This window comes from Nocardia sp. NPDC056564, assembly GCF_042793755.1.
GTDB lineage: Bacteria > Actinomycetota > Actinomycetes > Mycobacteriales > Mycobacteriaceae > Nocardia.
Genome location: NZ_JBHTUR010000013.1, coordinates 91745 through 109848, shown reverse-complemented (window position 1 = coordinate 109848; position 18104 = coordinate 91745). Strand labels below are relative to the sequence as shown.

Below are 18104 nucleotides of genomic sequence, written 5' to 3'. Positions count from 1 at the left end.
AGTTCAGTCGGCCTGGAGCACGAATCGCTTGGACGGTTCCGGCGACGGCGGGATGCGGTCGCGCTGCAACGCCCAGGAGGCGATGTTGTGGAACAGCGGCGCGGCCGACTGACCGCCGCTGCCGTCGGCGCTGCGGATGGGGTTGTCCAGCATCAGGCCGATGACGTAGCGCGGATTATCGGCCGGGGCGATGCCGGCGAAGGTGATGTAGAACGACGAGGTCGAGTAGCAACCGCAGTTGGGATCGACCTTCTGCGCGGTGCCGGTCTTGCCCGCGATCTGATAGCCCTCGATCGCGGCGGGCCCGCCGGTGCCGTTCTGGTTGGCGTTCATCGGGTCACGCTGGACCACCGACTGGAACATGGTGCGCAACGTCGCCGCGGTCTGCGGGCTCACCACCCGCACACCGTCCGGCTGCACCTCGTCGGTGCGGGCGCCGTCCGGCGCGATCTTGGCCTTGATGATCCGGGGCGGGATGCGCACGCCGTCGTTGGCGATGGCCTGGTACATGCCGGTCATCTGCAGCGTGGTCATCGAAAGGCCCTGACCGATGGGGAGATTGGCGAAGGTGCCGCCCGACCACTGATCCCGGGCGGGCACCACGCCGCCGCTCTCGCCGGGCAGGCCGACCCCGGTGCGCTGGCCGAGGCCGAAGCGGTTCACCATGTCGGCGAATCGATCCTCACCGACGCGCTGGGCCAGCATCAGCGTGCCCACGTTGGAGGACTTGCCGAAGATGCCGGTGGTGGTGTACGGCGCCACCCCGTGCGTCCACGCGTCGTGCACGGTCACCCCCGCCATCCGGATCTCGCCCGGAACCTGGTGCACCTCATCGGGATTGGTCAGTCCGTACTCGATCGCGGCGGCCGCGGTGATGATCTTGTTCACCGATCCCGGCTCGAACACGTTCGACACCGACGGGTTGCTCATCTCCGCGCTCGCCCACGTCTGCGGGCCCAGTTGCGGATTGAACGTGTTGTCGTTGGCCATCGACAGCACCTGCCCGGTCTTGGCGTCGAGCACGACCGCCGAGGCCGAGTTGGCGCCGGACATCTCCTTGGCCTGCTGCACCTGCTGCTGCACGTAATACTGCAGGTCCGAGTCCACGGTCAGCTCGACGCCGTGGCCGTTGACCGCGTCCTGCTTGTCCCGCGAGCTGCCGGGAATGACCGCGCCGTCCGAGCCGCGGTCGTAGGTGTGCGAACCGTCGGTGCCCGCCAGGACCGAGTCCAGCGAGGACTCGAGGCCGATCTGACCGTGCCCGTCCCAGCCGGTGGTGCCGAGGATGTTCGCGGCCAGCGATCCGCCCGGATGTTCCCTCGGGTACTGGGAATCCGCGCCGACCTCGGGATACTGGGTGCGGATATCCGCGGCGATCCGCGGATCGACGCCGCGAGCCAGATACACGAACGTCTCGTCGCCGCGCAGCTTGGCGAGCAGGTCCGCCTCCGCGGGGCCGGCCTTGCCGAGCTTGTCGTGCACGCTCTTGGCGATGGCCTTCAGCCGCTCGTCCGGGTCGGGTGCTTTGGGGTTCTTGGCCTTGGCGTCGGCAAGTTGCTTACGGACCACGATCGGCTGGAAAGTCAGCTGCTTCGCGGCGATGGTGTACGCGAGCGCCTTGCCGTTGCGATCGGTGATCGGCCCGCGCACCGCGTAGTCGGGCTCGTGCTGCGTGCGCTGCGTTGCCGCCTGCGCGGACAGGTTCGGCGCGCCGATGGTCTGAATCCACAGCAGCTGCAACGCGACGACGCCGAGCGCGATCAGCATGATGATCCGCCCGGCGCCGAGTCGCCTGCGTAGCGGCCGGTCCTTCTTCGGCGGCGCGGAACGCGGCCGGGCCGACTTGCTCGGACCAGGCTCGCGTCGCCGGCGCGGGGCGGGCCTGGTCTGAGTCACCGCTGGCCTCCGTCGGGAAGTGCTTGTGGCTGTGGGGTTTCCGGCTGCCCCTGGGCGAGTTCCGCAGGCGGGCGCGGGGTTTCGGCCTGCGGCGGGATGACCTCGGCCGGTGCGGCGGGCACCGGCGGGACCGGGCTGACCGGAACCGGGCTGGCCTGGGCCGCGTTCACCTGGGCGGCGGTCCCCGGCGCGGGCGGCAGGGCGGGCGGGGGCGGCGGCGTGGTCGTCACCGGCATGACGCGTTCGCCGCGGGCCTGCGCGTTGCCCGCCTGCGGGTTGGGCGGGGCGGTGGGCGAGATGTTCAGCGGCGGCACCGGGGGGCCGTCGGCCGGCGTCGGCTTGCCGATCACGGTGACGGTGCCGTCCGGGGCGACCACGATGCGGGCCGGGTCCTTGGCCGGAATCATGCCCAGTTCCCGTGCGCGAGCGGCCAGGTCGGGCGCGGAATCCGCGGACTCCACCTCACGTTGCAGCGCGGCCCGCTCATCGGCGAGCCGCTTGTTGGTCGCGCGGATGTCGCCGAGCTGGTAGCTGTCCTCCGCGGCGCGCGTGGTGAGCAGCAGCGTGAGCGCGAGACCGCAGCCGAGCAGCGCGATGATCGCCGCCACGAACGGAATCCGCGCGGCCATCACCGACCCCTGCCGGGGCAGCAGATCGGCTGTGTCCGAACGAGTTTCGGCGCGAGTCCGGCGCCGGGCGTAGGCCCGTTGCGCGGCGCCCGACTTCACCCGCTCGGATTCGTGGACCCGGCGGGCGATCCGTCCTGGCGCCTCGACGGTCCGCGTTCGAATGCTCATACTGCCGTCCCCTCGTGAGTCTGTGCGGGACATCCGGCCTCCCTTGTCCAGGCCCCGCACCCGGTCCGCCGGACGAGCTCATCTCTCATCCGACCTCCTGAATTCGCTCCGCGGCCCGCATCCTTACCGGTGCGGCCCGCGGGTTTTCCGCTATCTCCTCCTCGGTCGCCTTCTCCGCGCCACGGGTCAGCATCCGGAATTCCGGTCCCATGCCGGGCAATTCGACCGGTAGGTCGACGGGGGTGCGGGAGGCCGCGCGCGGCGCGAACTCCTGCTTGACCACCTTGTCCTCGAGTGACTGATACGACATGACGACGATCCGGCCGCCGATCCGCAGCGCGTCGAGCGCCGCGGGCAAGGCCGCGCGCAGCGAATCGAGCTCCCGGTTGACCTCCACCCGCAGCGCCTGGAACGTGCGCTTGGCCGGATGCCCGCCGGTCCGCCTGGTCGCCGCGGGTATCGCGGCATATAGCAGTTCCACCAGCTCGGCGCTGGTGGTGAACGGCTTCTGCTGGCGCCGGCGCAGCACCTCCGACGCGATCCGGCCCGCGAAGCGTTCCTCGCCATAGTTTTTCAGCACCCGGGCCAGGTCGCCGTGGCTGTAGGTATTGAGCACGTCGGCGGCGGTGGGTCCGGTGGTCGGATCCATCCGCATGTCCAGCGGCGCGTCGACGGAGTAGGCGAAGCCGCGATCGGCCTCGTCGAGCTGCATCGAGGACACGCCGAGGTCCATCAGGATGCCGGAGACCGAGCCCTCGGCGGTCAACCCGGCTTGCGCGAGCGCCTCGGCGATCCCGTCGTATCGGGTGTGCACCAGGGTGATTCGATCCGCGAACGGCGCGAGCCGCTCGGTGGCCAGCTTCAGCGCGGCGGTGTCGCGATCGAGACCGACGAGCCGGAGGCCGGGATAGGTGCGCAGGAAATGTTCAGCGTGTCCGCCGAGACCGAGGGTCGCGTCGAGATAGACGGCGCCGGATTCGGTGAGCGCGGGTCCGAGCAACGCGTCGGCTCGCCCGAGCAGAACAGGAACATGGCGGGGGCCGTCCTGCTCACGGTTCACCTCGACCTCCCGGGATCTGCCTCGCTTCGTCGCGCACCGCGGACGGGTCGCCATATTCGGAGAGAATGCTGTACATAAGAAACCGTTGCCGGAGACGAATGCCCCGTGGTCTCTGACCGAACCTCGGCACCTGGCGTCGGGGAAGTACGTCAGGGTCCGCGTCCGGGCAGAGGCCGCGCGGCACTCGTTCGCTCGGGGCTAGAAGATTCCGCCCAGCGACTCGTCTCTCGCTTGCGAGAAGTCCTCCTCGTGCTCGGCGAGGTAGGAGTCCCACGCCTGCTTGTCCCATATTTCGAGGAAGTCGACCGAGCCGGTGACCACGCAATCCCGTTGCAGGTTTGCGTAGCGCCGATGTTCGGCAGACAACACGATCCGGCCCTGTGCGTCCGGACGTTGTTCATCCGTACCGGCCGCTAGAGCCCGGACGAACGCGCGAGCCTGCGGGTTACTTCGAGATGCCGCCGCGGCTCGCCGGGCGAGCGCGGTGAACTCTTCCTTGGGATACACGGCAAGGCTGTGGTCCTGACCCTTCGTGACCATCAACCCTCCCGCCAGATCGTCTCGAAATTTCGCAGGCAACGTGAGTCGCCCCTTGTCGTCCAGCCGAGGTGTGTAGGTACCGAGAAACAACTCGATACCTCCCTAGTCGATCACCTCGATGGTCGGCCTTTCCGGTAGTGCGCGCTCCACATTACCCCACTTTCCCCCACTTTCAATCGAAACTGCCGGTGATCTGGCTCCCGGCTCAGACGATTCCGCAGGTCATCCCAGCTATCACCATGGTGGAGAACTTTTTGCGTGTTCTGCCGACACGCACAGTCCGCATGGACAAAGGCCCGGAAACACCCAGCAAACGCCCAGGTGCGAGGTTGCCCGCCCGTGGATTGGGGGGAAGTGGGGGATCTTGTGGGGAGATGTGGAGCAAGTGCCGCGCGACCCGCGCGGAGATCATCGACGGTCCGCGGTCATCCGCACGCGAGACGGCGACGCCGCACCGGATCGGTGCGGCGTCGCCGTCTGTCTGTAGATATCAGGCTACGAGCGGGCTAATCCTGCTCGAACCGTCGCCGGAATCGGTCCTCCATACGTTCGGAGAAACCACCGGACTTACGTTGGCGCCCACGTTGTCCGGCCGTTCCACCGCTCGGACCGCCGGGCGTGGCGTCGCCGCCGGCCCGGTCACCCTTCGCCATGCCCTTGGACGTGCCGACCAGCAGCAGTACGCCGGCCGCGAACATGACGATGAATCCGACCAGACTGATGATCGGGAAGCCGCCGGGCTTCACCGGAGCGGCGATGCCGGCGACGAGTAGGAACAGACCAAGGACGAACAAGGCCGCGGCCTGGAGTCTGCGACGACTCGAGGTCGAGCGAAGGCGCCCGCCGCGGACGGACGACGCGAACTTCGGATCCTCAGCATAGAGCGCGCTCTCGATCTGTTCGAGCATGCGCTGCTCGTGCTCGGAGAGTGGCACGGTACCTCCCCCGGCACTAGGCGTGGCTGTCGCCTCCGGGTAGGCGACCTGATAGCCGACCTTGGCGGCTATCTGACACCAATGATACGAGTTCGATCAGGGCCGTACCACCTAGTCGCCCATAACTATGTGGGCGTGCCGCCGGTCACTATCCGGTCATGCCGTTTGTCCACCCCGGTGCGGGGCGCAACCGAGCCGATGCGCTAAGGAGATCTTCGACGTCGTGCAGGAATGCTCCTACCCGCGAATAGAACTCGTCGGCCTCGTCATCGTCGATGTCGCGATCGAGCCCGGCCTCCAGCGCGGCCCTGGTCTCCGACCGCGCGCTGAAGTAATCGGACCACATGACGAACTCGGGCGCGGCGGACTGCATCAGCACCCACGCGTTGCGCGAACGCGCCCGCGGCGCGTTGTCCGCGCCGGTGAGCGCGATGACCGCGCCGGCCCCGCGCAGGGCGGCGATGTACGCGGCGCGGAAGCGCTCGCGCGGGTCCCGCTCCCCCGCCGCCTGCATGAGCAGGCCGTCGGCCCGTTGCAGCAGCTTGCCCGCCCGGCCCGGCTGTCCCGGATACTCGACTCGACCAGACATCTCGCCAGTCCCTCCGCCATCGCGTACCTGTGGTCAACACCGCCTTGGTGTGATCGAACAGGCATTCGAACGTTTGAATTGAGTTTGAATATAGAGACACCCACCGACAAACTTCCGCGCCCGCAGTGGACCCGACGAGAGCCATGACCGCCGTCAAGCCAAATCACACCCCCGCACCTGTCGTAGTCGACCTCTCCGTCGCGGCACTGCGCTCCCGGCTGCACGATGCGCTGGCAGTGTATGTCGCGGCGATGGACTATCCGCGCGGCACCGAACACCATCGCGCACCGATGTGGACCGAGCACACCACCCGCCCCGGCTGGCAGGCCGTCGCCGCGGTGGTGCCCGACGATTCGGGGCACGTCGACCTCCGCTCCGCGCCGATCGTGGCGATCGCCTACGGCTATCGCGGCGCCGCGCACCAGTGGTGGCATCAGCAGGTGCACAGCGGGATGCGCCGCTCCGGCTGGCCGGAACATTCGACGCGCGAACTGCTTTCGGACTATTTCGAGCTGACCGAGCTGCACGTGCACCCGTCGGCGCAGGGGCTCGGCATCGGCAGCACGCTGCTCGAACGACTGCTGCGCGACCGGCCGGAGCAGGCGGTGCTGCTGTCCACCCCGGAGGTGGCCGGCGAGGACAACCGGGCCTGGCGGCTGTACCGGCGGCAGGAATTCACCGACGTGGTACGGAATTTCGTGTTCACGGGCGACAATCGGCCGTTCGCCATCCTCGGACGGCGGCTGCCGCTGTGACGCCGAGCCTTCGGGGTACCGGCGTGAGGGTCACGTGACGGTCGTTGTCGTCGGCTCGGGGCACAACGCGCTGGTCGCCGCCTGTTATCTCGCGCGGGCCGGGCACGCGGTGGAGGTGCTCGAGCGCGACGAGGTGCTCGGCGGGGCGGTGTCGACGGTCGAGCGGTTTCCCGGGCATCTGGTCGACCGCGGGTCGTCGGCGCACATCATGGTGCGGCACACCGGGATCATCGAGGAGCTCGAACTCGACCGCTTCGGGCTGCGGTATATCGATTGCGACCCTTGGGGTTTCACGCCGGGCTCCGATGGCCGCGCAGCACTGGTGTTCCATCGCGACCTGGATGCGACCTGCGCGTCGATCGCGGCCGCCTGTGGCGAGCGGGATGCCGACGCGTACCGGCGGTTCGTCGAGGTGTGGGGCCCGCGCAGCGCCAGGGTGATGCGCGCGTTCGGCGGCGGGCCGACGCCGGGACGGCTGCTGCGCTCGTTCTGGGGGCTGGACGCGAAGGACGGCGGGAGCGCGCTGTCGCGGGAGTTCTTGCAGTCCGGGGACGCGTTGCTGGACACGCACTTTCAGGACGAACGACTCAAGGCGTCGCTGGCCTGGTTCGGCGCGCAGTCCGGTCCCCCGATGTCCGAGCCGGGCACCGCGCCGATGGTGGGGTTCGCCGCGTTGATGCACACGCTGCCACCCGGCCGCGCGGTCGGCGGGAGCGGCGCGCTGTCCGCGGCGCTGGTGCGGCGGCTGCGTTCCGACGGCGGGGTCGTGACGGCGGGCGACGCGGTGACCGAACTGCGGCGCGCCGGGGACGGCTGGCGGGTGCGCACCGCGTCGGGGCGAAACCTGCACGCCGACACCGTTATCGCGGGCGCGCACGTGCTGACCACGCTGGATCTGTTGGGCGCGGGCGGATTCGACGCCGCCGTGCTGGACGACTGGCGGCGGCGGATCCGGGTCGGGCCCGGGATCGGCATGGTGGTGCGGGTGGCGACTCGCTCGCTGCCGAGTTATCCCGGCAGCTCGCTCGGCGAATCCGCGCGCGGCCTCCAGTTTCTCGTGTCCGACCGGCGGCAGCTCCGGCTCGCGCACGGGGCCGCGTCGGCCGGCGACCTGCCGCCGCGGCCGGTCGTGCTGGCCATGAGTTTCAGCGCGCTGGACCCGAGCATCGCGCCGCCGGGTGAGCATCAGCTCTCGCTGTGGGCGCAGTGGCATCCGTATCGGCTGGCCGACGGCAGCGAGTGGGCCGCGCACGCCGAACCGGAGGCCGATCGCATCATCGCCGAAGTCGACTCCTACGCACCGGGTTTCGCCGATTCGGTGCTGCGCCGGTTCGTGCAGACACCGGTCGATCTGGAGCGCGAGCTGGGGCTGCTGGGCGGCAATGTGATGCACGTGGACATGTCGCTGGACCAGATGATGCTGTGGCGGCCGCTGCCGGAGCTGTCCGGCCAGCGCGTGCCCGGCGCCCCCGGGCTCTACCTGACCGGCGCGTCCACCCATCCCGGCGGCGGCGTCTCCGGTGCCAGCGGCCGCAGCGCCGCCACCCTGGCCCTCCGCGACCTCCGCCGCCGACTCCCGTTGCTGCGCAGGCGATGACCCCGCCCCCGCACCACTTTCGATTTCCCGCACCGAAATTCGCATGCGATTTTCGGTGCGGGAAATCAGGAGGCGTGCGGCGGTGAGTGGCGCACATGCGACAGTGCGTCAGGGTGTGCCGGTCGGGTTGGCGGTGGCGCTGGTGCTGGTGCAGATCGCCTATCCGCTGACGTCCGGTGCTGCGCGGGACCGGGTCACGGTGGCGGTCGTGCTGCTGTCGGCGGGCACGGCGCTGGCGCATGCGACCGCGACCCGCGGGATTCGTTATGCGGCGGGGTTTTCGGTAATCGTGTCGGGGCTCGGGTTGGCCGCCGAGGTCGCCGGGACCGCGACGGGCATTCCGTTCGGGTGTTACGCGTACGCGGTCGATCGGCTCGGGCCCGCGCTCAGCGGGGTGCCGCTGGTGGTTCCGCTGGCCTGGACCGGTGGGTTGTATCCGATCTGGGTCGTCGCGGGGCTCCTGTCCCGCCGCGCGCTGTCCCGGATCGGGCTGGCGGCGCTGGGCGCGGTCGGCTGGGACCTCTTCCTCGACCCGCAGATGGTCGCCGACGGGCAATGGGCCTGGTGCGACACCGGCTCGGGGCTGCCCGGCCTGGCGGAGATCCCGGTCACCAACTATCTCGGCTGGTTCGCGGTGGCGCTGCTCATGGGTGCGCCGCTGACCGTCCTGGATCGGGCGCTGCCCGCGTCAGCGGGGCTGGACACCGGTTCCGCGATATCCGTGCCGGTGGCGGTTTTCCTGTGGACCTGGCTCGGTTCCGCGCTCGCGCACGCGGTCTTTCTCGGCCTGCCGATCTCGGCGGGCTACGGCGGTGCGGCACTGGCCGTACTGGGCCTTCCGCTGCTGCGCCACCTGCGCCTTTCCCGCCCGCGACCGGAACCCACGGACTAGCCGCGACACATCGCGCGCCTCGTTCCGCCCGTCGCGTGGGCATCTGGACGGACGGCCTGGCACGATGTCTCCGTGCAGCCGAGTCCCGTCACCACGATGCCCGATGCCCCGGTACTACCGTCGCCGCGGACGCGCCGCCTTGGCGTGCGTGTCGCCGCGGCCGTTCTGCTCGCGGCATTGCTGGTGCCCGTCCTCGCGGGCTGCCTGCGGGTGCAGGTGTCGATGGGTGTTTCGTCCAACGACCGCGTCTCCGGGCGGATCGTCGCCGCGGTGGTGCCCGCCGAGCCCAATGACAAGGGCCCGCAGCTGAAGGCGCCGGACTCGCTCGCCGCGAAGGTGCGGGTGGAGTCCTACTCGCAGGATGGTTACGTCGGTAGTCAGGTGTTCTTCGAGGACATGTCGTTCGGCGAGGTCGGCCAGCTCGGGCAGCTGTCCGAGCAGACCCAGGGCATGTTCCAGCTCCAGTTCCAGCGGGCCGGCGACCTGGTCAGCCTGACCGGCCGGGTCGACCTGAAATCCGTGCCGCCGCACGGCTCCGACGTGCAGTTCACCATCGCGTTCCCGGCCCGCGTGGCCAAGACCAACGGCAACCGCGAGGGCGACAACATCGTGTCCTGGAAGCTGCCCGCCGGCGACGTCTCCACGCTGCGCGCCGAGGTCAGCTACGCCGACCCGAACACCCGCTCGTTCGCGGGCTGGGCCGGCATCGTCGGCGGCATCACCCTCGCCGTCGCCGCCATCATCGCGGCCATGGCCTATATGGACCGCAACCCGCCCGCGCCGGGCGCGCCCACCGGTCTCTCCTGGAGTCGGTGGTGGAAATCGGTCAAGCAGAACCGCTGAGTTCCGTTCGGCGGGGCGCGGTTCGGGCCGGCGCCGCGCTCTCGCTGGCCGGCGCGGGGATCGCGCTCTACAACCGGATCACGGTGCGCCCGTTGACGAATCACGCGACCAGCGTGATCGAGCCGGTCGCGGTCTGTGTACCGGCCCGGAACGAAGCCACCCGGCTGCCCGCGCTGATCGCGGATCTGCGGGCGCAGCGCGGGGTCGCGCGGATGAGCGTCGTGATTCTCGACGACGCGTCGGGCGACGAAACCTTCGCGGCCGCCGTGGACGCGGCCGCCGGCGATCCACGAATCACGGTGTTGCGCAACGACACCGAACCGCCACCGGGGTGGACCGGCAAAGCCGCCGCCTGTGCGCGATTGGCCGACGCGGCGGCCGCGCCGGTCCTGATCTTCGTCGACGCGGATGTGCGCCTGGCGCCCGGTGCGATAGCGGCGGCAGTCACCGAATTGCGGAAGCGCCGGGTCGCGTTGATATCCCCGTGGCCGATGCAGCGGGCGGAGTCGCTCGCCGAGGCCCTGGTGCAGCCGTTGCTGGCTTGGTCGTGGGCGGCGACGCTCCCGATCCGGCCGGCCAACCGGAGCCTGCGCCCCTCGACTTCCGTTGCGTGCGGCCAATTTCTGGTGTTCGACACCGCCGCCTATCGCGCCGTCGGCGGACACGCGGCGGTGGCCGCCAGCGTCACCGAAGACCTCGATATCGCCCGGACCCTGCGCCGCGCAGGGCAGCCCACCGCGCTGGTCGCCGCAGGACTCCTGGCGAGCACTCGAATGTACGAGAGCGCAGCCGAGCTCTATGCCGGGTACACCCGCTGGCTGTGGTCCGCGTACGGCGGCACCAGCACGGGCGGTGCGACCGTGGGAACGCTTGCCGCCCTGGCTTATTGGGTGCCGCCGCTGGCGGCTCTAGGGGGCCGTGGCGCGGTGCGCCGCGCGGGTGCGCTCGGCTATGCGGCCGCCGTCACCGGCCGGCTGCTGGCGCGGTCGCTCGAAACTCGCAGGCTTCGCGCCGCCGATGTCCTTGCGGCCGTGGCTCACCCGTTCTCGGTGGCTGCGTATCTGCTGCTGTGGGCACGATCCCGACGCGCTCGGCGACGCGGCGCATTGCGCTGGAAGGACCGCGCACTCGACTCCGACGTCGGGCACCCCTGCGGGCGCGCTGCCGCGTACCCTCCGACCAGCGCGCAGCGCTGAGCAGCGCACGCGCACAACGGAGTCGGTCTCGCGCCGCCTCACGGAACCTCGGTGATCCCCACCGTCGGCAGGAAGAAACAGGATTTGCCGCCGTTCTCGACCGTGCCGAAGACCGCCGCGAGCACGGTCCCCTGCCCCGTGTCGACCGGCACGGCGCGCACGCCGCCCATCGGCAGGGCCGCGAAGAAGAAGTCCTGGATGGCCCGTTCGGCGATGGGGCGCAGGGCGATCGGCACCTCGGCCGGGATCATCGCGCGCAGGATGGTGGACAGCGGGCCCATCGACGCGACCCCGCCGCGGCCGCTGGTCACGTTCAGCCAGGCGACCTGCATGCCGGTGGTGTCCGGTCCGTCCTGGTTCAGGCCGTAGGGAACGAAGGTGAACATGGTCTGCCCGGCCTTGACGGCGGACAGGTCGAGTCCTGGGATGGTGACCGAGGTCTTGGGCCACGGCCCCGGCACCGCACCGGCCACGGCCGGGGCCAGGCCGAGGGAGTTGCCGTTGAGGCAGTACGCGGCCGCGGTCGGATAGAGGAACGGCTGCATGCCGAACGCGCGCAGGCCGTCGATCGCGGCGTTGTAGACGCCGAACAGGTCGCCGGGCGCGACGGCGCCGGTCTGCCCGGAACGGTCGGTGACCACCGGCGGAACCGGCGCGACGGGCGGATTGGGGGCCGCGCCCGCGGACGTGGCCGCGAGCGCCAGCGCGACCGAGCAGGTCGCGACAGCGGACAATACGGTCAGACGGCGCGTTACGGCCACGGAGACCTCTTCTCATCGTCGACGCGATCGAAGGCTGACGGTACTCCGGCAAACGCGCTGAACTGGCCGTATTACCCACGGCAAGCCATCGGCGTGTCTTCGGGACAGCGGCGGCGGTGCTCCGTTCGCGGGGTCCGCCCCCCGAGACTCGCGGTAGGCCGTATGCTGCTTCGCGGCGGCGCCGCCCGAGTCCGTGAGCGCCCGCCCCGCACCAGTCGACCGATCCCGAACCGACTGCGCCAGCGTATATCCGGCTATCCGATCTACCCGGCGAACCGGCCCGCGGCAAGATCTACGCTCACCCTGATTACTTCCCTTGCCTAAGGGTTCCCCTGCTGGGCATGATAATTCGGCTCGACCCTGACATCGTCCGATGTCCGGATCGACGACAACCATCCAGAGCGACCGAGAGACCTGGCTCGTCGACGTCGCAGCAACCCCCCGGTTCACCGGGTGCGGGTGCTTCCGCCGGGACCGATGGAGGAGAACCGAAGTGCGAATCGCCGCTGCCCGAGGCACCCGTTGGGGCCGCCGACACATCGACCAATGCAAGGTGACCTCCGCGAGCTGTCGGGGCTGACCCGCAGCCAGTTCGTTGCACCCGTCGCTGGCCGGGTGGTGTGACCGCGGCCCGATGTGGCGCGGTCTCGTTCGTTCTTCCGAAGGACCACGACATGAGTGAGCGCAGCGAGCGGCCGATAGGCACAGCTGCCAATGCAGTCATGACGGAGCCGAGCGCCAGCGAGGCGGAGTCATGAGTGCATCCGTTGCACCCGATGCCGTCGATAAAGCCGCTGGCCGATCCGAACCGATACTCGACCCGGTGCCGGGCGAATCCGCGGCGACAACGGCGGGCTCCGCGCCGAAGGTGGCCAAGCAATGGCATCCATGGCGCTGGGTGATCAGCGCCGTCGCGCTCATCCTGCTGGCCCAGTTCGTCCACGGGTTGGTCACCAATCCCGGGTGGGACTGGCCGACATTCGCCAAGTACATCACCGCGAAGTCGGTGCTGGCCTCGCTGAAGGTGACTTTGGAGCTCACCGCCTGGGGCACCGCGCTCGGCTTCCTGCTCGGCACCGCGCTGGCTATCGCGCGGCTGTCGAACAATCCGGTGCTGCGGGTGATCTCGTGGTGCTACATCTGGGCGTTCCGGTCGATTCCGCTCATCGTGCAGTTGCTGTTCTGGTTCAACATCGCCTACCTGTACCACACGCTCTCGGTCGGAATCCCGTTCGGCCCGGCGTTTTTCACCTTCGAGGTGAACGGCGTGATCAGCGGGTTCACCGCGGCGGTGATCGGGCTCGCGCTGCATCAGGCCGCGTACTCGGCCGAGATCATCCGCGCGGGCATCATCTCCGTGGATGCCGGTCAGCTGGAAGCGGCTGCCGCGCTCGGCATTCCGAAGGTGCGCCAGTTCCGCTCGATCGTGGTCCCGCAGGCCATGCGCTCGATCCTGCCGAACGCGACCAACGAGGTGATCAGCCTGTTCAAGGGCACCTCGATCGTCTCGGTGATGGCGATCGCCGAGCTGTTCTACCAGGTCCAGGTGATCTACGGCCGCAACGGCCGGGTGGTGCCGCTGCTGCTGGTCGCCACCGCCTGGTACATCGTGCTCACCACCATTCTGTCGGTGGCGCAGTACTACATCGAGCGCCACTACGCCAAGGGCACGCAGCGCACACCCCCGCCGTCGCCCGCCCAGCGGGCCTGGCAGAAGCTGCGCGAGATCGCCGATTCCGGTTCCACCGCACCGCGAGGAGCGACCCGATGAGCACCGCACGCGCCGTCGAGGTCCGCGGCGTCCGCAAATCCTATGGCGCGCACGAGGTCTTGCGCGGCGTCGACCTGACCGTGCGCTCCGGCGAGGTGGTCACGGTGATCGGCCCGTCCGGGTCGGGCAAGTCCACGTTGCTGCGGGTGGTCAACCATCTGGAGTCGCTGGACGCGGGCACCGTGCACATCGACGGTGAGCTGATCGGATATCGGCTGCGCCGCAACACCTTGCACGCGCTGCCCGACCGCGAGGTGCGCAGGCAACGCTCCCGCATCGGGTTCGTCTTCCAGCAGTTCAACCTGTTCCCGCATCTGACCGTGCTCGACAACGTCACCATCGCACCGCTTTCCGCGCAAGGCCGGGATCGCAAGGAGGTCGAGGCCGAGGCGCGGGTGCTGCTGGACCGGGTCGGCATCGGCGAACTGGCCGACGCCTACCCGCGCAGGCTCTCCGGCGGGCAGCAGCAACGCGTGGCGATCGCCCGGGCACTCGCCCTGCGCCCCAGGGTGATCCTGTTCGACGAACCCACCTCCGCGCTGGACCCCGAACTGGTCGGCGAGGTCCTGGATGTGATCCGCGACCTCGCGCACGGCGGCACCGCGCTGGTGATCGTCACCCACGAGATCGGCTTCGCCCGCGAAATCGCCGACACCGTGGTGTTTCTCGATGCCGGCGCGATCGTCGAGCAGGGACCGCCCGAGGCCGTCCTCGACCATCCCGAACACCCGCGCACCCGCGCCTTCCTTTCCCGAGTCCGTTGATGAACAGGTATCCGATGAAGCTCTCCGCCCTGGCCACCGCCGCCGCGACCGCGGTCGTACTGCTGGCCACCGGCTGCACCGATCCCGAAGCGGAGACCGCGGCCCAGCCCGCCGGTGCGATCACCTTCGATCTCTCCGCCGCCCAGACCGGCCGGGTGCGCGCCGCCAAGGTGGACAGCATCGCCGCCGAAGTGCCGCAGGCCATCCGCGACCGCGGCACCCTCGTGGTGACCGGCGCGTCCGGCACCGCGCCGCCGCTGCGTTTCTACGCCAACGACGACAAGACCGTGGTCGGCTCGGAGGTCGATTTCGCCTCGCTGGTCGCCGACATTCTCGGCCTGAAACTCGATGCGCAGGTGGCGGATTGGTCGCAGAACTTCGTGCGCATCGATTCCGGTGAGGTGGACGCGTTCATCTCCAACGTGACGGTGACCGAGGAGCGCAAGGAGAAGTACGACTTCGCCACCTACCGCAACGACACCGTCGCGCTCGAGGTGCCCAACCAGAGCACCCTCGACTACAAGGACCGGAAAAGCCTGGCGGGCAAGCGGATCGGCGTCGGCACCGGCACCAACCAGGAGCAGTTGCTGGTGAAGTGGAACGAGCAGAACACCGCGGAGAAGCTGCCGCCGATCGATATCGCCTACTTCGACAAGACCAGCGATTACTACCTGGCACTGGCCTCGCAACGGCTCGACGCCTACATCGGCCCGAACCCGACCGCGATCTACCACTCCGCCACCGCGAACCAGACCAAGATCCTGGCCACCTTCTCCGGCGCGGGCGACGCGCTGCAGGGCGAGATCGCGGTGCTCACCAAGAAGAACAACGGGCTGATCACCGCGGTCCAGCACGCGCTGAACTACGCCATCGAACACGGCACCTACCAGCAGGTGATCGATCGGTGGGGGCTGAAGACCGAGCAGGTCACCCAGTCGCGCATCAACCCGCCCGGCCTACCGAAACAGCGGTGAGACATGAAATTCCTCCTCTTCACCCTCGTCACCCGGGTGCCGGATCCGACCACCGGCCGGCTGCCCGGCACCAGGGAGCGCCTGCGCAACGTCGTCGAACAGGCGAAGCTCGCCGAGGATCTCGGTTACGACGGCTTCGCCGTCGGTGAGCGGCACGAGGATCCGTTCCTGTCCGCCGCTCCCCCGGTGATCCTCAGCCACATCGCCGCCGTCACCTCCCGCATCACGCTGTTCACCGCGGTCACCACGCTGAGCCTGCTCGATCCGGTGCGCGCCTTCGAGGACTACTCGACGCTGGACAATCTGTCCGGCGGGCGGCTGGAGCTGATCATCGGCAAGGGCAACGGAGCCGCGCAGGCCGAGCTGTTCCACGTCACCACCGACGACCAGTGGGACCGCAATCGCGAAGGCTACGACCTGTTCCGGGCGCTGTGGGACAGCGACAGCGTCACCTGGTCGGGCCGGTTCCGGCCCGAGCTGAACAACGCCAAGGCGCTGCCCCGGCCGTGGCAGCCGAAGATCCGGATCTGGCACGGCAGCGCGACCAGCCGCGATTCGGTCGAACTGGCCGCGCGCCACGGTGATCCGCTGTTCTCGGCGAACGTCACCAACCCGATCGAACCGTATGCCGAACTGGTCCGCCACTACCGGGAGCGCTGGGAGTTCTACGGGCACAACCCCGCCGACGCGCTGGTCGGCGCGGGGACGGCGGGCTTCCACGTCGCTCGCAGTTCCCAGCAGGCAGTGCAGACCTACCGCCCGATCTTCGAGGCGCGACTCGGGTTGGCGCGCAAGCTCGGCCTGCCGGTGGTGTTCGAGACCCTGGACGACTTCGTCACGCGCAGTTCGGCTCTGGTCGGCAGCCCGGAGCAGGTGATCGACAAGGTCGGCAGGCAGCACGAGCAGTTCGGCCACGAGGTGATCCACCTGTCCGCCGAGCGCGACGGCCGCCCCGAGATCGACTACCTGGACAGCCTGGCGCTGTTCCAGACCGAGGTGGCGCCGGAACTGCGCCGCCGAATTCCCAGCCGGCCGTTGGCCATCGGCGCCGATGCCGCCGAGCTCGACCCGCGCGCCGAACCCGTCCGCGCCGAAACTTCTGGAGTTACCTCGTGATTCGCACCCGCCATCGAATCGTCGCGCTGGCCGGCGCCCTCGCCGCGGCCACCGCCGTGACCGCCTGCGGCACCGATTCGGCCGCGCCCGGCGGCGATGCCGGACCACCCAAGCCGGGCGGCACCCTGCGCTACGGCCTGTCCCAGGCGCCGACCTGCTCGGATCCCGCGCAGTCCGGCACCAACCAAACGCTCTACGTCACCCGGCAGATCGTCGATTCGCTGACCGACCAGGACCCGAAGACCGGCGAGCTGAAGCCGTGGCTCGCGCAGAGCTGGGAGGTCACCCCCGACGCGAAGGTGTTCACCTTCCACCTCACCGACGGCGTCACGTTCAGCGACGGCACCGCGTTCACCGCGGATTCGGTCCGGCAGACGTTCGATTCGGTGCTCAGGCTCGGCGCGGCCAAGGCGGCACTGGCCGCCAGCTACCTGACCAACTATGTCGGCACCACAGCGGTGGACCGGCTGACCGCGCGGGTCGAGTTCAGCAAGCCCAACGCGCAGTTCCTCCAGGCGACCTCGACCACCCAGCTCGGGATCCAGGCCGAGGCCACCACCGCCAAGCCGGCCGAGCAGCGCTGCCTCGGCGACAACATCGCCAGCGGTCCGTTCACCTACGCGAGCTACCGCCAGGACGCGTCGGCGACGCTGGCCAAACGCCCCGGCTACCAGTGGGGTTCGGCGGTGTTCGCGCATCGCGGCGAGGCCTACCTGGACAAGATCGAGTTCACCGTGGTGCCCGAATCCGGCGTGCGCACCGGCAGTCTCGCGTCGAGCCAGCTCGACGCGATCAGCGATGCGCTGCCCCAGGACGCGCCGCAGATCGAGGCGGCCGGCGGCCGGGTACTGAGCACCGCGAATCCCGGTGTGCCGTTCGGTTTCCAGACCAACGTGACCCGCGGGCCGCTGCGCGACCCGGCGGTGCGCCAGGCGCTGCTGCCCGCGATCGACCGGAAGCAGTTGGTGGACACCGTGCTCGGGCCGCAGTTCAAGCCCGCGACCAGTCCCCTGGCCAGCAGCACGCCCGGCTACACGGATCTGTCCGCCCGACTGGCCTACGACCCGGCCAAGGCCCGCGGCATTCTCGACCAGGCGGGCTGGGTGCCCGGCGGGGACGGCATCCGGGCGAAGAACGGTGAGCGCCTGTCCTTCTCGGTGGTGTTCAGTCAGGTGTTCGGCGGCAATCAGGCGATCATCGAGCTGGTGCAGCAGCAACTGCGCCAGGTCGGGGTCGAGCTGAAGCTGGATCTGGTGTCGATCGCCGAGCAGACCGCCCGGCAGAACACGAAGGACTTCGACAGCTCCTATGGCAACACCACCCGCGCCGACGGGGACATCCTGCGCACCTCGTTCGGCCTGGAGGGGCGCAATCTCAATGCGCGCGGACCCATTCCGGCACTCGACGATGCGCTGAACGGACAGTTGAGCACCGTCGACACCGGGGTGCGCAACAGCCTCGTGCAGACCGCGCAGCAGCAGGTGCTCGACGCCGGGCTGCTGATTCCGACGGTGGAGCTGTCCCAGGCCATCGGTGCGGCCGGTACCACCCAGGACCTGAAGTTCGAGGCGTCGGCGCGACTACAGTTCTTCGACACCTGGCTGAGCGGGCGGTAGTC

Annotated in this window: 17 protein-coding genes and 1 riboswitch; of the genes, 10 read left to right on the top strand and 7 right to left on the bottom strand. The window is 69.5% G+C overall.

All coding sequences use genetic code 11. The annotated features are described in order from the left end of the window. Positions 1-3 precede the first annotated feature (3 nt). The 6 genes from ACFQ9K_RS28725 to ACFQ9K_RS28700 form a co-directional block, all read right to left on the bottom strand. Positions 4-1896 (bottom strand): peptidoglycan D,D-transpeptidase FtsI family protein, encoded by a 1893-nt coding sequence (locus tag ACFQ9K_RS28725; RefSeq protein WP_378723686.1) that lies wholly within the window; start codon positions 1894-1896, stop codon positions 4-6. Next, complete coding sequence (locus tag ACFQ9K_RS28720; RefSeq protein ID WP_378723687.1) at positions 1893-2693, bottom strand: hypothetical protein; 801 nt, start codon at positions 2691-2693, stop codon at positions 1893-1895. Before ACFQ9K_RS28720 ends, ACFQ9K_RS28725 begins: the two co-directional genes overlap by 4 nt. Before the next feature lie 85 nt (positions 2694-2778). Continuing rightward, entirely contained in the window at positions 2779-3807 is a 1029-nt protein-coding gene (gene rsmH / locus ACFQ9K_RS28715; protein ID WP_378723689.1) for a 16S rRNA (cytosine(1402)-N(4))-methyltransferase RsmH, read from the bottom strand. 144 nt (positions 3808-3951) lie between these two features. After that, positions 3952-4383: a division/cell wall cluster transcriptional repressor MraZ gene (gene mraZ / locus ACFQ9K_RS28710; protein ID WP_040733463.1), complete on the bottom strand. Its 432-nt coding sequence runs from the start codon at positions 4381-4383 to the stop codon at positions 3952-3954. A gap of 416 nt (positions 4384-4799) precedes the next feature. Next, positions 4800-5228 carry a DUF3040 domain-containing protein gene (locus ACFQ9K_RS28705; protein ID WP_378726366.1) on the bottom strand — a complete coding sequence of 143 codons (429 nt, stop codon included), beginning with the start codon at positions 5226-5228 and terminating at the stop codon, positions 4800-4802. A 148-nt stretch (positions 5229-5376) separates the two neighbouring features. Next, positions 5377-5817, bottom strand: coding sequence for an SAV_6107 family HEPN domain-containing protein (locus tag ACFQ9K_RS28700; protein WP_378726364.1), 441 nt, complete (start codon positions 5815-5817; stop codon positions 5377-5379). Between the two features lie 143 nt (positions 5818-5960). Here ACFQ9K_RS28700 and ACFQ9K_RS28695 point away from each other — a divergent pair, with 143 nt between their 5' ends. The 5 genes from ACFQ9K_RS28695 (at position 5961) to ACFQ9K_RS28675 (ending at position 11100) form a co-directional block, all read left to right on the top strand. After that, positions 5961-6572 carry a GNAT family N-acetyltransferase gene (locus tag ACFQ9K_RS28695; protein WP_378726362.1) on the top strand — a complete coding sequence of 204 codons (612 nt, stop codon included), beginning with the start codon at positions 5961-5963 and terminating at the stop codon, positions 6570-6572. A 34-nt stretch (positions 6573-6606) separates the two neighbouring features. Then, on the top strand, positions 6607-8169 hold the full coding sequence (locus tag ACFQ9K_RS28690; protein ID WP_378726360.1) for a phytoene desaturase family protein: 1563 nt from the start codon (positions 6607-6609) through the stop codon (positions 8167-8169). A gap of 103 nt (positions 8170-8272) precedes the next feature. After that, a complete protein-coding gene (locus ACFQ9K_RS28685) occupies positions 8273-9061 on the top strand; it encodes a carotenoid biosynthesis protein (protein ID WP_378726370.1) in 789 nt (262 codons plus the stop codon). 96 nt (positions 9062-9157) lie between these two features. Next, the gene (locus ACFQ9K_RS28680; RefSeq protein WP_378726368.1) at positions 9158-9904 is read left to right on the top strand and encodes an LppM family (lipo)protein; all 747 of its coding nucleotides are present in this window, start codon (positions 9158-9160) and stop codon (positions 9902-9904) included. Further along, a complete protein-coding gene (locus ACFQ9K_RS28675; RefSeq protein WP_378983823.1) occupies positions 9877-11100 on the top strand; it encodes a glycosyltransferase in 1224 nt (407 codons plus the stop codon). The genes ACFQ9K_RS28680 and ACFQ9K_RS28675 overlap by 28 nt, the downstream gene beginning before the upstream one ends. A 38-nt stretch (positions 11101-11138) precedes the next feature. Here ACFQ9K_RS28675 and ACFQ9K_RS28670 read toward each other — a convergent pair whose 3' ends face one another. Beyond that, positions 11139-11861: a hypothetical protein gene (locus ACFQ9K_RS28670; protein ID WP_378726356.1), complete on the bottom strand. Its 723-nt coding sequence runs from the start codon at positions 11859-11861 to the stop codon at positions 11139-11141. Between the two features lie 389 nt (positions 11862-12250). Continuing rightward, a riboswitch (SAM riboswitch) is annotated at positions 12251-12345 on the top strand. A 270-nt stretch (positions 12346-12615) separates the two neighbouring features. On the opposite strand from ACFQ9K_RS28670, the gene ACFQ9K_RS28665 reads away from it, so the two are divergent. The 5 genes from ACFQ9K_RS28665 to ACFQ9K_RS28645 are packed head-to-tail and all read left to right on the top strand — an operon-like array spanning position 12616 to position 18102. After that, complete coding sequence (locus tag ACFQ9K_RS28665; RefSeq protein ID WP_378721812.1) at positions 12616-13632, top strand: amino acid ABC transporter permease; 1017 nt, start codon at positions 12616-12618, stop codon at positions 13630-13632. Next, positions 13629-14396, top strand: coding sequence for an amino acid ABC transporter ATP-binding protein (locus ACFQ9K_RS28660; RefSeq protein ID WP_378721809.1), 768 nt, complete (start codon positions 13629-13631; stop codon positions 14394-14396). The genes ACFQ9K_RS28665 and ACFQ9K_RS28660 overlap by 4 nt, the downstream gene beginning before the upstream one ends. 14 nt (positions 14397-14410) lie before the next feature. Next, on the top strand, positions 14411-15370 hold the full coding sequence (locus ACFQ9K_RS28655) for an ABC transporter substrate-binding protein (protein ID WP_378721808.1): 960 nt from the start codon (positions 14411-14413) through the stop codon (positions 15368-15370). A gap of 3 nt (positions 15371-15373) precedes the next feature. Next, entirely contained in the window at positions 15374-16486 is a 1113-nt protein-coding gene (locus ACFQ9K_RS28650; protein WP_378721807.1) for an LLM class flavin-dependent oxidoreductase, read from the top strand. Beyond that, entirely contained in the window at positions 16483-18102 is a 1620-nt protein-coding gene (locus ACFQ9K_RS28645; RefSeq protein WP_378721806.1) for an ABC transporter substrate-binding protein, read from the top strand. The genes ACFQ9K_RS28650 and ACFQ9K_RS28645 overlap by 4 nt, the downstream gene beginning before the upstream one ends. Positions 18103-18104 lie beyond the last annotated feature (2 nt).

Excerpts from the sequence above, each read along its gene's own strand:
- ACFQ9K_RS28720 (WP_378723687.1), bottom strand. The coding sequence starts at position 2,693 with ATGAGCATTCGAACGCGGACCGTCGAGGCGCCAGGACGGATCGCCCGC.
- rsmH (WP_378723689.1), bottom strand. The coding sequence starts at position 3,807 with ATGGCGACCCGTCCGCGGTGCGCGACGAAGCGAGGCAGATCCCGGGAG.
- ACFQ9K_RS28700 (WP_378726364.1), bottom strand. The coding sequence starts at position 5,817 with ATGTCTGGTCGAGTCGAGTATCCGGGACAGCCGGGCCGGGCGGGCAAG.
- ACFQ9K_RS28695 (WP_378726362.1), top strand. The coding sequence starts at position 5,961 with ATGACCGCCGTCAAGCCAAATCACACCCCCGCACCTGTCGTAGTCGAC.
- ACFQ9K_RS28680 (WP_378726368.1), top strand. The coding sequence starts at position 9,158 with ATGCCCGATGCCCCGGTACTACCGTCGCCGCGGACGCGCCGCCTTGGC.
- ACFQ9K_RS28665 (WP_378721812.1), top strand. The coding sequence starts at position 12,616 with ATGAGTGCATCCGTTGCACCCGATGCCGTCGATAAAGCCGCTGGCCGA.
- ACFQ9K_RS28660 (WP_378721809.1), top strand. The coding sequence starts at position 13,629 with ATGAGCACCGCACGCGCCGTCGAGGTCCGCGGCGTCCGCAAATCCTAT.
- ACFQ9K_RS28655 (WP_378721808.1), top strand. The coding sequence starts at position 14,411 with ATGAAGCTCTCCGCCCTGGCCACCGCCGCCGCGACCGCGGTCGTACTG.
- ACFQ9K_RS28650 (WP_378721807.1), top strand. The coding sequence starts at position 15,374 with ATGAAATTCCTCCTCTTCACCCTCGTCACCCGGGTGCCGGATCCGACC.